The organism is Salegentibacter sp. T436, assembly GCF_001932675.1.
Taxonomy (GTDB): domain Bacteria; phylum Bacteroidota; class Bacteroidia; order Flavobacteriales; family Flavobacteriaceae; genus Salegentibacter; species Salegentibacter agarivorans.
The window spans coordinates 997704-1012103 of sequence record NZ_CP012872.1 but is presented as its reverse complement, the minus strand read 5'-3'; the positions used below and the strand labels follow the sequence as shown (position 1 = coordinate 1012103).

11 protein-coding genes are annotated in these 14400 nt (G+C 38.4%); 1 reads left to right on the top strand and 10 read right to left on the bottom strand.

Annotated elements, in window-relative coordinates; translation table 11 throughout:
• The 4 genes from AO058_RS04400 to AO058_RS18315 form a co-directional block, all read right to left on the bottom strand.
• Window positions 1–1185, bottom strand: a complete 1185-nt coding sequence (locus AO058_RS04400; protein ID WP_075325418.1) for a glycoside hydrolase family 130 protein — start codon at window positions 1183–1185, stop codon at window positions 1–3.
• A gap of 9 nt (window positions 1186–1194) precedes the next feature.
• Window positions 1195–3033 (bottom strand): sodium:solute symporter family protein, encoded by a 1839-nt coding sequence (locus tag AO058_RS04395; protein ID WP_075325417.1) that lies wholly within the window; start codon window positions 3031–3033, stop codon window positions 1195–1197.
• A gap of 13 nt (window positions 3034–3046) precedes the next feature.
• On the bottom strand, window positions 3047–3280 hold the full coding sequence (locus AO058_RS04390) for a hypothetical protein (protein ID WP_143083644.1): 234 nt from the start codon (window positions 3278–3280) through the stop codon (window positions 3047–3049).
• Between the two features lie 126 nt (window positions 3281–3406).
• Window positions 3407–3547, bottom strand: coding sequence for a hypothetical protein (locus AO058_RS18315; protein WP_156858128.1), 141 nt, complete (start codon window positions 3545–3547; stop codon window positions 3407–3409).
• Between the two features lie 439 nt (window positions 3548–3986).
• On the opposite strand from AO058_RS18315, the gene AO058_RS04385 reads away from it, so the two are divergent.
• Window positions 3987–4859 carry an AraC family transcriptional regulator gene (locus AO058_RS04385; RefSeq protein WP_075325415.1) on the top strand — a complete coding sequence of 291 codons (873 nt, stop codon included), beginning with the start codon at window positions 3987–3989 and terminating at the stop codon, window positions 4857–4859.
• Window positions 4860–4980: 121 nt separating this feature from the next.
• On the opposite strand, the gene AO058_RS04380 is transcribed toward AO058_RS04385, so the two are convergent.
• The 6 genes from AO058_RS04380 to AO058_RS04355 form a co-directional block, all read right to left on the bottom strand.
• Complete coding sequence (locus AO058_RS04380) at window positions 4981–5577, bottom strand: 3-keto-disaccharide hydrolase (protein WP_075325414.1); 597 nt, start codon at window positions 5575–5577, stop codon at window positions 4981–4983.
• Between the two features lie 3 nt (window positions 5578–5580).
• Window positions 5581–6336 (bottom strand): 3-keto-disaccharide hydrolase, encoded by a 756-nt coding sequence (locus AO058_RS04375; protein WP_075325413.1) that lies wholly within the window; start codon window positions 6334–6336, stop codon window positions 5581–5583.
• Window positions 6337–6354: 18 nt separating this feature from the next.
• The gene (locus tag AO058_RS04370) at window positions 6355–7893 is read right to left on the bottom strand and encodes a DPP IV N-terminal domain-containing protein (RefSeq protein ID WP_075325412.1); all 1539 of its coding nucleotides are present in this window, start codon (window positions 7891–7893) and stop codon (window positions 6355–6357) included.
• A gap of 16 nt (window positions 7894–7909) precedes the next feature.
• A complete protein-coding gene (locus tag AO058_RS04365) occupies window positions 7910–9259 on the bottom strand; it encodes a Gfo/Idh/MocA family protein (protein WP_075325411.1) in 1350 nt (449 codons plus the stop codon).
• A 115-nt stretch (window positions 9260–9374) separates the two neighbouring features.
• Window positions 9375–11159, bottom strand: a complete 1785-nt coding sequence (locus AO058_RS04360) for a RagB/SusD family nutrient uptake outer membrane protein (protein WP_075327879.1) — start codon at window positions 11157–11159, stop codon at window positions 9375–9377.
• A gap of 21 nt (window positions 11160–11180) precedes the next feature.
• Complete coding sequence (locus tag AO058_RS04355) at window positions 11181–14396, bottom strand: SusC/RagA family TonB-linked outer membrane protein (RefSeq protein WP_075325410.1); 3216 nt, start codon at window positions 14394–14396, stop codon at window positions 11181–11183.
• Window positions 14397–14400 lie beyond the last annotated feature (4 nt).

Sequence of the window (14400 nt, the reverse complement as noted above, 5' to 3'; positions counted from 1 at the left end):
TTATTTTTTTGACTTATTCTTTTCTATTTGCTTAATTATATTATCAACAGAGGCACCTGAAGTAAATTTATCCTGAGGGGAGTTCTTAACATAGTCCAGAAGTTTTTCTATGGAAGAAACCGCCACATGACAGCGTGTATCTGAAGAGGCATAATAAATATAAATCGTCCCGTCTTCATTCTTAATCCATCCATTTCCAAAAAGTACATTAGGGACATCCCCAACTGTTTCTTCATAATTTGGCGCCATAAAATAACCGGCAGGTTGGAAGGTTATTTTAGAAATATCGTTTAAGGCGGTCATAAATAGGTAAAGTGTGTAGCGCAATCCGCCTGCGGTATTTCTAACGCCGTGAGCTAAATGTAACCAGCCTTCTCTGGTTTTTATAGGTGCCGGACCAAGTCCGTTTTTCATTTCATAAATGGTATGATAAACCTTATGGTTTATGATCTTTTCATCTTCCAAAACCGGATTGGACATATCCTTTATATAACCTAATCCAATTCCACCACCTTTTCCAACTTCAATAAAACCATCTTGCGGGCGGGTGTATAGCGCATATTTTTCATTTACAAACTCAGGATGTAGCACCACATTTCTTTGCTGCCCTGAATTCGAAATAAGATCTGGCAGGCGTTCCCAGCTTAAAAGGTCTTTAGTTCTTATTATTCCTGCATTGGCTATTGCAGCAGTAGTATCAGCAGGTGAGTTATGGTCTTTTCTTTCGGTACAGAAAACGCCATAGATCCATCCATCTTCATGGTGCGTAAGGCGCATATCATAAACATTCGTATCTGGTATTTCAGTTTGAGGAAGCACAATGGGTTTCTCCCAAAATTTAAAATTATCCACACCATTTGGACTTTCGGCAATAGCGAAGAAAGATTTTCTGTCATTTCCTTCTACTCTCACGGCCAGTACATAATTGCCTTTCCATTTCATCGCTCCGGGATTGAAAGTAGAATTTATGCCTATTCGCTCTAAACCTAAAGGATTTGCTTTTATATCAAAATCATAACGCCATTCCAGCGGGGTGTGATCTCCAGTAAGTATTGGATTTTTATAGCGAGTAAAGATCCCGTTAGAAGAAACTACTGGTTTATTAGGGTTTTCCAGGAGTTCACGATGTCTTTGCTGAAGTTTATCGTAACAGGGGATTTTTCGGGTATCGTTTTTAGTATCCATAAGATGAACTTATTTATTCTTAATGTTTGGTTCTTTTTTAATATGATCCCACCAATTCATTTTAAGAAAAATGATGCAAACAATTAATATTGCAATGCACACCAGCATGGGTAGGGTTTCATGCAGGATTAGATATAGCGGTATAACCACCAGCAAGGTTTGGCCCAGTGTTCCCACTACCACATTAATCATGTCGCGGCTAAACCCATTATTCCTGGTAAAATTTGGGTCCTCTGCGGTAATTTCCCGATGTATGGGTCCCCAAAACCCCCAGGGTCTGGTATTCTTATAAAAATCTTTAAGTACCTTTTTATTAGTAGGAGGTGCAGAATAAGTTCCTATAATACTTCCGGCAATAGAAATTAAAAGGATAATGGGGAAATAATATAGATCCAGTGTATCTGTGAAAATCGGAAAAACAAGTGCTGGGATTATTCCTGCAAGCATACCCCAGAAATAACCTTCTCCATTGAAGCGCCACCAGTGCCATTTTAAAACATTTGATACTACGTAACTCCCGTAGAGCGCAGAAACAATCCATTGTAAAATTGAATTTACATCCTGCACAAAAAAGCCAAGCACTATACTTATTAAAACCACCACAATACCACTGCTGTAGTTCATCAGTTTAATTTTGGAAGATGAAGCAAGTGGGTTTTTATACTTCAAATAAATATCGTTAACAATGTAAGCCTGGGCTGCATTTAAGGTACCTGCAAAAGTTGACATAAACGCGGCCAGCAAACCGGCAAGTAGTAAACCGAGTAAGCCTACAGGTACAAACTGTTCTATAGCAGCCGGTAAAACTTTTTCAAAGTCTATTACTCCAGCCGTGCTCAGTTTTAGATCTTCATAAAAAAGGATTCCTAAAATTGAAAAACCACCAACCATAAGGTAACGGGTTGGAATAAGCGCGGCTATAGAAAAGGCACTCATCTTTGCGGCTTCCAGAGGGGATTTTGTAGATAAAATTTTCTGCATATCATAATTGGGAGCCGGACCTGCGATACTGGAGAGAATACCTTTAAAAACCATTAGCATAAAGAAAATTCCAAAGAGGGAATATCCATCTGAAACGATTTTTGAGTTTACCTCTATTATAATACCTGACCAGTCCATATTTAGTTCCCAGTCAAAAAATGGATTCAACCAACCCTCTGGCACATTAAGCGTATTTTCTCCCATAGCTTGCCAGGCAATTACCGCAATGACAATGGAGGAGACTGTCATAATCCCGTATTGTAAAACGTCGGTCCATACAATACCAGACATACCGCCCAATACTGAATAAAACACGGCAAAAAGGGTGAAAATTATTCCATAGAAATGAGGCAGGTAAGCAGCAGGAATATCAAATGGACTATATGTTGAAACAATTTCCCAAGGAATAAATATCTCTACGAATTTACCCAACCCAATGAAGCCATAGGCCAGGAATCCAAGGCAACTTAAAATAGCGAAAACCACAATTATGGCGTGAGACCAACGACCACCACGGCCGCTATCAAATCTAAATAAGATCCATTCTGCGCCGGTGGTTACATTAGATCTTCTAAGCCAGGCCGAAAGGTAAACCATAAGAAACACCTGGTTAAAAACAGGCCATAGCCAAGGAATCCATATACTTTTAAAGCCATACACAAAGGTGAGCGTAACCAGCCACATGGTTCCGGAAATATCAAACATTCCCGAGGCATTAGAAAGTCCCATCGTATACCAAGGGAGACTTTTTCCTCCCATTAGGTAATCATCTTTACTTTTATGGGCCCTCTTTCTAAGCGCAAGACCTATTAATATAGTTCCGGTAAGATAAAGTAAGATAATAAGGATATCCAGGCCTTGTAGCATAAGATAAAATTCATTAGTAGTTAATTTTGCTGATTTCTTTTAAAAAAAGTATTTCCTTCAGGTCTTCGAAGGTTTTAAAATCTTCTTCAGCGACATCGCCTTTATAGGAAGCGAAATAATGATCTGGTCCGTCCTTTCGCCACATCAATACCCATGCAATACCAGAATTTTTTATTCCCGGGTAAAGAGCTTCGGTCCACCATTGAGCATTCATCCCAAATTTATTGTTTCTACTTTCAGTAAGCACATAAGGTTTGTTGCTGGTCTGTGCTTTTTTTAAAATTTGAGGTACTGCGCAGCCCTGGCATCCCACGAATTTACATTGGTTACGGGATTATCAAGGTACCAGCTGAAAGTAATAATGCCTCCTTTTCTATACTTTTTTTGATATGCCTCGCATAAGCTTAAAAGAAACCATGTCGAGATTTGTCGCCCGAGCCAGTTCTATATGTCCAACCTCAAAACCGTGAATAGCCGGGAATTTTCCAGTAATTTCTTTGTCATCACTTTTCATCTGTTTAACATTATCCCCCCAGTTGATTCCGTTAGCTGTTGCATCTTCGTGGCCAAAAGCAATTCTTTCTTTAGCAATAACCCTTATTCTTTGATATAAATTTTTGTTTCCTTTGAAGCTTGTTTATCTGCAAGCTTAATACTATCAAAATCAATATCCCGAGTTGTTTTACAGGAAGACAGAAATAGGACTGGTAAAATAAGTGCCAGGATTTTGATAGATTTATTCATAAAAACCGAATATTTAATTTTATAGATTTGAAAAAATACTTTAGTATTTCTTAAATCTTCTTTTATATTTAGCCCTTAAAAAGCAGGGATTATATTTTTTAGCGATTAATTGTTAAGGAATTCCAAAAATAGCACGCTTCAATATATTAACTTAATATGATTTTGTCATTTATTGATAAAATTTTCTCTATTCTAAAACTTCTAATGTGATGAATAAAGATATACATCGGGAAATTACCCCTTTATCCCCTGAAGATAGTTTTCTGGTTTTTGACCGAATTAAAAATGATTTTGATTTCCCTATTCATTTTCATCCTGAATTTGAACTCAACCTTCTAATTAACGGCAAAGGTGTAAGGCGCATCGTGGGAGATAGCATGGAAGAAATTAGTAACATTGAGCTGGTACTGGTTGGGCCAAACATTCAGCACGGATGGCAGCTACACAATTGTAGCAGCAATAATATCCACGAGATCACAATACAGTTTCACGACAATCTTTTTGGGGAAAAATTACTAAGTAAGCGTATTATGAAGCCAATAAAAGATATGTTTGAAAGATCTACTCACGGCATTTTATTTTCAGAAAAAATTACTGAAGAGATTAAACCTAAACTACTTAAGCTATCTAAAATTGATAGTATAGATTATCTTCTGGAACTTATCTCCATACTCCACGATTTGGCAAACTCAAGAAACCAAAGGCTGTTATCATCTTACACTTCCACATATAAAGATTTTGAAAACAGTGACAAGATTAAAATAATCTATGATTACGTTCAGGAGAATTACCATAATAAAATCTTACTTTCAGAAATTGCAGAACTGGTAAATATGAGCAAGGTATCTTTTAACCGCTTTATAAAAAAGAGAACCGGTAAAACTTTTATAGAATATATCAATGATACCAGAATTGGTTATGCCTCACGATGGTTAATAGAAAAAGACCTGAGCATCGCCGAGATTGCTTTTAAATGTGGATTTAATAATATTGCTAACTTTAACCGAGTTTTTAAAAAGTGTAAAGATTGCACCCCCAGTCAATTTCGTGAAGAGTTTAGCGGTATAAAAAGAGTGCTTTAACAAAGATATCGCTAAGGGATTATTGGTAATACTTTGATTCCGAATAAAAAAAGCGCCTGCTTCTATAAGAAACAGACGCTAGCTAACAAATCAACTGTAACACTGCTAACTAATAAAAACTTTACTTTAAATTTTTGATTTTTATATTTCGCCAAAAAACTTTTATACCACCTCCATCGTGAATTTGCAGGGCAATTTTTCCATTGGCATCACCAATTCTTTCGTCTGAAAAATTGATCATTTCCTCCCCGTTGAGCCAGGTTTGAACCTTATCCCCCTCAACCCTTATCTTCATCTTATTCCAATCTCCATAATTGAGAACATCTTCCTTACTATCTTCGGGTTTAACAAGCCAACCTCTGCCATAAGATTCATAGACTCCACCTGTATGCAAGTCTGGTGGAGCTACTTCAACCTGCCAGCCCGAAATCTTTGTACCTTCTATATCTGAACGAAAGAAAACTCCGCTGTTACCATCTGCCTCCTGAAGAAATTCCAGTTCCAGTTCGAAATTTTTATAATTTTCTTCGGTTGCCAGGTATCCGTATTCGGCATCCGGGCCGCTTTGGGCAACCAGTAAACCTTCTTCTACATACCATTGTTCGGTACCGTAAACTTGCCATCCCTCAAGATCTTTTCCATTAAAAAGCTGAGATTCCGATTTACAGCCTACTAAAGCTACAAACAGAAGAGCCAATAAAATTCCTGTATTTTTCATCTTTTATAGTTCTTTGATTTTTATATTTCTAAACCAGGTAAAACTGCCGTGATCCTGCAGGCCTATTAGTCCGGATTTAGCTTTTCCGTAATCAGGGAAATCTTTCCACTTTCCTTCATCTTTTCTTTTTTGCCAATCCTCAGACCAGGGTTCAAATTCCAGTGTTTTCTCGCCATTCAACCAGTAGGTGACTTTCTCATTAGTGAATCTAATTCTGCTGGAATTCCACTCGCCTATCTCTTTTAGGTCTTCTTCATTATATTCAGGATCATACATTCCATAATCTCCTCCAATAGATTGCCATGGCTCCAGTTCCTGCGGAAAACCAAGTTGGTCTATGATCTGGTATTCGGGAGCGGCAAAGTATGGTGCGTCATATTTTTCATCTTCTATCACATGGTAAAAGACTCCGCTATTTCCTTCTGGAGAAATCTTCCATTCAAGATAAAGTTCAAACTCCTCAAATTCTTTCTTTTCGTACACAATATCACCACCAATATCACCACCTTTTCCGAGAGATTTTAAAGTTTTGTTTTCTATTATCCATCCATCAGGCAAACCTTCTCCTTCTTTCCCATTGTATGCCCGCCAGCCATCGGCATTTTTGCCGTCAAAGAGATATTGCCAATCTTCATCCTGACTTGAGATTTCATTTTTTTCTTCTGCTTTCACTTCCGATTCGCTTTCGGAATTTTCAGAAGAATTTTTACAGGCCATCATTGCCATGACAGTAAAAATGCTTAAAATAATTTTTTTCATAATTTATTATTTATGTTTCTAATTACACGCGGTATTAGTGACAAAGGCTATATGTTTACTGTCACTCGACCAGCTAGGGACATTAATGCTGCCCTGCCCACCGTATATGTAGGCTATAACTTTAGGTTCACCCCCATCTACCGGCATAAGCCTTATCAGGCAGCGCTGATAAAAAGGATGTTCTCCTGAATCAATTTCGGGAGGAAAAGAAATGAAAGCGATCCACTTGCCATCGGGTGATACATGTGGGAACCAATCATTATGATTCGGATCAAAGGTTAATTGCTCTTGCTCGCTCCCATCGGGTTTCATCCTCCAGAGATGCATCTTGTCCTTACGGTTAGAGTTAAAATAAATATATTTCCCGTCTGGTGAATACTCTGAGCCATCGTCCAAATAATCGGTATCTGTTAACTGAGTTTCTTTCTTATTATCAATATCAATGCTGTAAATATCCATTTTACCCTTACGTTCCCCGGTAAAAAGCAGGGTTTTATTATCAGGAGATATCCCATGCAGATACGAAGCTCCTACGCCATCTTTTGTTATTTTCTGCGGAAACGTATCTCCTGCAGGGTCCATAATATAAAGGGAGGAGACCCCATCATCTTCCTGGTTATGATGACTTATTCCTAAAATACTTTCATCAAAAGAAAAAACATGATCATTGTTATTATTGGTTGCAAATCCCGTTTCAATTTGCTCCACTTTTTCCGATTTCAAATCATAACGGTATAGGTAACCATTAGAATTATAGACAAGGTCCTTATCATTATTTACCCAGTTAGGAGCCTGAATGGAATGAGCAGAAGTATACAGAATCTTCCGCTTGCCGGTTTCCACATTCAGAATCTCCAGATTACTGCCAAGATATTCGTGATACTGCTCAAAATCTGGCCCGGCAGGCTTTATGATCCTTACGTTGTTTACAATTACTTTTCCATTCGCTCCCTCACGTCCCGGATCAAAGAAAAGTCCTGCGAACACCTCGTTTCCCAGGTTCTCATTTTCAATTTTTACTGTTGTAAAAGGCTCCCCGAATTTTGCTGAAGAAAAGTAATACACATCTCCTCTTCTCTCTAATTGGAGCACATTGGCCTTAGCCAAAGGAACTTTGATTTTCTCTGATTTTAAACCTTCAATTGTATTAGATTCCAAAGAAGCTGCACCTAAATTATTTACCTGAGCGATTACCTCAGCAGATTCTGAACTCAGATTATTTCGAATTATCCATCCGGAATTTGATCCGGAACCAGTATCTTTTTCAAAGCTCAAATGAGCTCTAAGAATAAAGTCTCCTTGTATGGATTTATAGAGATAGTGGAAGGCTTGAATTTCGCCAGGTTTTTTATCTTCAGAAATTGAAAACGAATATTCCTGCAGTCCTGGGTTGTAATCCACCTCTCCAATAAAAGCAGAATCCCGGATGGTCACCTCATTTTCAAACATTCCTAGATCCCTTTCAGTAGTTTCCGGATATTGAGAAAAATGATTTTCAAAAGGAAAGGCAGAAATTAATAAGGCTAATAAAAAGCTTCCAAGGATTAGTTTTTTCATCTACAGTATTATAGAATCATATCACTTTCATCTCCACAGGGTCCCAACCCATAAATTTGTTTTGCCTGTAGCTTTCATTACAAAGCAAGGCAGGAGCAGCAGCCCTGAATCCAAAAACCGGATCCTCTACTACCGGACCATTGGTTCTTATAGCATGGAAAAAATTAGCGAAGTGATCGTAATGAGCTCCTTTATACCCTTTTTCAACCTGGTAAAAGGTTTCTGAAGGTGGAAGAATTTTTTTACGGTCACTACGTTTTGGACTCTGCTCCTTACCCTTTTCCTCCATGAAGGGATCATCTGAAGCGGCAACGTCATTTTGTTTTAGCATAACATCGTCCCAGGTGACATCCATGGAACCTTTACTACCCACAATTTTCAGGTAGGTACTTCCGCTGGTGCCATCAACGAAATTGCATCGCAGAGAAAGATTAAATGCAGGATGTTGCGCGGAGTCGGGATAGTCAAACATGCCTAATAATACGTCTGGAACTTCTCTACCATCATTCCAATATCTAAGGCCACCGGTTGCTGCAACTTTGTTAGGGCCCACCGAATTAGTTATAAAATGAAGACTAGAAAAAAGGTGAACAAATAAATCTCCAGCCATTCCAGTACCGTAATCAAGATAATTCCTCCATCGAAAGAATCTTTTTGGATCAAACGGACGTTTTTCAGTATTAGCAATAAATTTTTGCCAGTCTACAGTTTCAGGAGAAGCATCTGGCGGAATTGGATATTGCCAGGCCCCGAATGGTGAATTCCTAGCCCAAAATCCTTCGGCATAATTGATATCGCCAATTGCACCCTGGGCAAGTAATTCTTTAGCTTTTTCATTCCCCAAAGAAGACAAGCCCTGGCTCCCTACCATAAAAACCTTTCCAGACTTTTTCCAGGCATTAATCAATTCTTGTCCCTCCGCCACTGAATGCACCATGGGTTTTTCACAGTACACATGTTTGCCTGCTTTTAGTGCATCAATGCTTATTTGTTTATGCCAGTGATCTGGAGTAGCGATTATTACTGCATCAATATCCTCTTCTTTTAGAATATCCTCATAATCTTTAGTGAGAAAAATATCTTCACCCCATCGGGTTTTTGATTCTTCCAGTCTACCGTCATACAAATCACAAACGGCGAGCATCTTAATATTATCGTGTTTCAATGCTGTTTTTGCATCGGCAACGCCCATTCCACCGGCACCGATTAAAGCTAATCCCAGAGGTTTAGAACCGAATATATCTCCCGCAGTTCTTTCCAGGAACTTAATTTGTTTTGTTTCAGAGGCAAAAGCAGAGGGCATAATGGCTGCGGTAGCTCCTGCGAGGCCAAGGTTCTTTAAAAAAGAACGTCTTTGTTTTTTCATGCTTATTGAGTTATACGGGTATTGAATAAAACCATGGTTTATTTAGACAAAATTGGAAAATTAAAGAGAGTGCTTATAAAAACACTCTCCTTAAATTAATCAATGGCTACAAATTTTAATATCCCGGATTTTGTTGCAGAACCGGTCCGTCTGCAGTAGTACTTAAATCTATTTGACGTTGTGGTATTGGAAAATACACATCATTGGAATTAAAATCACCACCCCTAACATCAGTTGTGATTTGGCCTTCATAATCAATAAAGTTATTTAGTACTTCCTGGGCTACTCCCCATCGCACAAGGTCAAAGAACCTATGTCCTTCCATTGCCAGTTCAATTCGTCTTTCATACATAATCACCTCCATTGCCTGTTCTTCAGAAGTAAAATAACCTTCCGGATATCTTTCTATATTATAATTTGCAGCGTAATCCTGGGTAAAACCATCTAAAGGATTTTCCGGATCAACATAATCTTTGAGCCAATGCTGTGAATTATCGGCCATTCTTCCTCTTATCAAGTTCACATAATCTAAGGCAGTATTTAAATTTCCTGTCTTTGCTTCTGCTTCAGCTGCCATTAAAAGTACATCTGCAAATCTTATTACATTCACATTTATTGCGTTCCCGGGAGCCCAGGCACTTTGATCTGAATAGGTATCTGCATGGTATTGCCAGTAAATATGTTTTTTAGGAGCATAAGGTCCGCCAGAAGACTGCTCTCTTACCCAGTCATATCCTGGGTGGTAACCCCAATCGTGATAAGGTATATCCCTTCTACCTACTGTCCAGTCCAACCTTGGATCTAATGATTGAGTATCTGGAGTAAATGGTTCATCAGATAAAATTCCCATGTCATTCTTAACCGGATTGTTATTATAATTATCTAAATATGGTAAACCATTAGCTTCATCTGTACGATAAGAATTAACAAGGTCCTGTGTAGGTTGATAAAAACCACAACATCTAAAAGGACTATTATATGGATAAGCGAGCATCAAGGCCTGATTCGAATTACCTATAGTATTTGTTCCATCATTTGCTACCATTTGAATCGCAAACACGGATTCTTCATTATTTTCGAATTCAGCATTGAAGTTATGGTTAAAATTATCTACTAAACCATAGCTCAAACCATTTGAAGTAACACCAGAATTAATTACCTCTGTAAATATTTCTTTTGCCAGAGGAAATTTATCCTGGTACAAGTAAGTTTTACCTAAATAAGCTCCGGCAGCCCAGCGATTGGCCCTTCCTACGTCATCTTGAGTAGAGGGAAGGTTCTCGTAAGCAAATTTAAAATCTTCCTCAATATTTGGCCATATATCAGTATCGTTGGGAAGATTCGTATTTTCACTGTTTTCATCGATCCAAGGTACCATATTGAACATTTTTTTTAACTCAAAATAATAATGGCCTCGAAGAAACCTCGCTTGACCAGCAATATTTGCTTTGGATTGTTCTGAAATATTCTCTGCTTCATTAAGTAGTCTTAAAACCGCATTAGTCCGGGTTACTCCTTCATACAGGGCCTTCCATTTGGTATTAAAAAATCCATTACTCGGGTCCGCACTAAAGGTTGCAATTGAATTAATGGGAGGTTGATCCCCTCCATCACTTCCTTTGTGCGCATCACCTCCAGTAATATCCCCGTAAATCCAGTTTGATGGAGTTGCTTCCCAACCGTTACCACCACCCAGTGCCACGGTACCACCATTAACAACATCCTGGCCATCTAAAGCGGCATAAGCTCCTATTAAAAGTGCCTCAATCCCTTTTTCATCAGCGAGCACCTCATCGCTTAAAGCTCCATATGCAGGTTTATCTAAAAAATCCTCTGAGCAGCTATGGAAGATTCCTACTCCGAGAGAAAGAAAAACTATTGTATATACTATTTTTTTCATATCTATATATTTATTTATCATCTAAAAAGTAAGATTAACACCGAAAATAATCTGCTTGGGTGTTGGATATGCTCCTTCATCAATACCAAAAGCTGTTGCTGTCCCAGTTAGTTCGGGATCTACGCCAGAATAGTTGGTGATGGTGAATAGATTAGCTCCTTGTACATATAATCTGAGCCTATCCAACCCAACATTATCTAAAATATTTGTTGGCAAGCTATATCCTAATTGAATATTTCTAACCCTAAGATAGGAGCCATCCTCTACGAAATAGGAATTTGGAACATTAGCTGTACTAAAGCTTCCACCGGTCTCCTGAATGGGAGCGGAAGCATTTTGATTATTAGGAGTCCAGGAATCATATAAGGCTGTATTACTTTTCGCTCCATTAAAGGAACTATAGAAATCATGCCACCATTTTACCTGATTCCAAATATCATTGCCATACACTCCATACAGGAAGGTACTGAAGTCCCAGTTTTTATATGTGAATTCCAAGTTTAACCCACCACTAAACTCAGGGTTCGGGTTACCTAAGAAGGTACGATCATCACTAGTAATTACGCCATCCCCGTTTATATCTTCATAACGAAAACGACCTACCCCAATATCAGATTGGTATTCAGCATCTGGATTATTTAATACATTTTGGGCTTCCTGATTTGCTGCGTCTACTTCTTCCTGGCTATTCCAGAAGCCAATTATATTATAACCGTGAAACTGGCCTACAGAATTACCTACCGCATTTCTTACTATACTACTACCATTGAAACGACGAGCCTCCTGATCAAAGTAAGAAACTCCATCTGCGATATTTACAATTTCATTTTCATAAGTTGTTAGTGTTAGCGTAGTGTTCATTTTCAAATCTGAGGTAAAATCAAAAAATGCAGTTGCAGAAAGATCTAAACCACTGTTTTTCATTTCAGCAATATTTACATAAGGCACTGTGGATACACCTGCGGTACCAGTAAGTTCCGGATTATACAATAGGTCAACCACGTCCTTGCGGTAATAATCAGCAGAAATTTGAAGTTTACTTTTAAATAAATTCATATCTACCCCTACATTTGCATTGACGTTCTTTTCCCAGCTTGCATTTGGATTCCCAATACGCGAACGCTGGAAACCTTCTATTATATTATTATTAGAACCATTAATATCATAGTAAGATGAAACCCTATTACTTCCATAAGTAGTAAAAGCATTAGCAGGGTCAACATTATTCTGGTTCCCCATTACACCATATCCACCTCTTACTTTCAATTCATCTATCCAGTGAACCTCGTCCATAAAAGCTTCTTCACTTATTCTCCAACCGGCACTGGCGGCAGGAAACCAACCATGTCTAGGATTAGTAAACCTGGAAGTAGCATCACGGCGTAAGGTTGCTCCTAATAAATATCTTTCATTAAGAGTGTAATCAACTCTACCAAAAACAGAAAACAAAGCGTCTTCAGTATAAAAACCAGAGTTAGTTTGCGTTCCAGAACCTGTACTGAGATTAACGTAATCAGGATCAAAAGAATAAAACCCTTGGGTTAAGGCACTCACCTCTTCATATTGATTATGATAAGCTTCTGTTCCTACTAAAACAGTGATATCATGTAAATCATTAAAATTGTTTTGGTACTGAAGTGTATTAGACCAGGTCCAGTTGTATCCTGTAAAGGCATTTTCAGTCAACTGATTATATGTAGTATTTTCAGCATTTTCATAAGTAGGATAGGCAAAAACCTGACCATTTGTATTGGAATAACTTCCTCCAAAACTTGTTCTGGCTGTAAAATTCTCGAGAAAATCAAGTTCAGCAAAAATATTACCAAAAATACGACTCGTCCTACTAAAATTATTTTGGTTCCTATCGAGAATAGCTACTGCATTCTGAGAATTACCTAGTGATGGAGCCTGAGTTCCAGCAAAGTTGCCTGCTATATCATAGACAGGGATAATAGGTTGTGACCTATAGGCGTGATTAATAGGATTTTCTCCTGTAACCGCAACCCTATTACCCTCCGAAAGTGAGTAGGCCAGGTTTTCCCCAATTCTAAAATTATCTGAAATATCAAACTGACTGTTTACCCTCGCTGTATATCTATCAAAATAAGTGTTTTTTAAAGTTCCATCCTGATCCATATAATTTAAAGAGAAAAGGAAATTACCTTTTTCTCCGCCCTGGCTTAGAGAGATATCATGGTTCATAATCGGTGCATTACTAAAGATTTCCTGAAACCAGTTTGTCCCTTGTTGGTTAGCTCTTATAATTTGATTAAATCCATTTACTGCACCGGATTCGGTGTAAAATGGATCTACAAAATAACTAGATTCATCTACCTCTCCCTGGCTTGCACCACCGGGAAGTATATAGTAAGGAAGCGTTGGTTGAGCTCCACTCCCGTATTGTCTATCTGTAATTGGTTCACCGGGATTAGTATTTTCCATTGCAGCCCATCTTAAATCAGCATGTTCCTGAGGGGATAAAATATCATACACATTACCCTTTGGAACCATTTGAGATCCATAATACCCATTATAGTTCACTTTTAAATCCCCCGATCCTTTTTTAGTGGTAATTATTATCACCCCGTTTGCTGCACGAGCACCATAAATAGAAGCAGACCCTGCATCTTTTAAGACTTGCATATTTGCGATATCATTGGGATTAAGGTAGTTAATATCCTGGGTAGGAACTCCGTCTACTACATAAAGAGGACTACTGTCACCAAAAGTATTAATCCCTCGTATACGTACCTGCGGTGGTTCTCCAGGCTGCCCAGAACTTGTAACTGTAACACCTGAGGCCTGTCCCTGAAGTTGTTCGGTTACCTGAGGAGAGGGCTGTCTTCCCATAGATTCCATGTCTACTACGGAAACTGCACCAGTTAAATCTGATTTCCTCTGGGAACCATAACCCACAACAACAATTTCTTGCAGAGCCGCAGCCTCAGGTTCTAAAGAAACTTCAATTTCCGTTCTCCCTTCTACCTGAATCTCAGTAGTTGCATAACCAATATAACTAAATACTAATGTAGCATCTGCTGGCACTTCTATAGTAAATTCCCCGTCAAAATTAGTTAATACACCATTTGATGTTCCCTTTTCAATGACGTTAGCACTAGGAACTGGCATACCGCTATCAGCATCCAGTACCACACCAGTTAGGAGGATCTCATCCTCTTGAGCGAAAATGGTTACTGGAAACAGTAACATAACAACAATAAATAATGGTATCTTCATATTA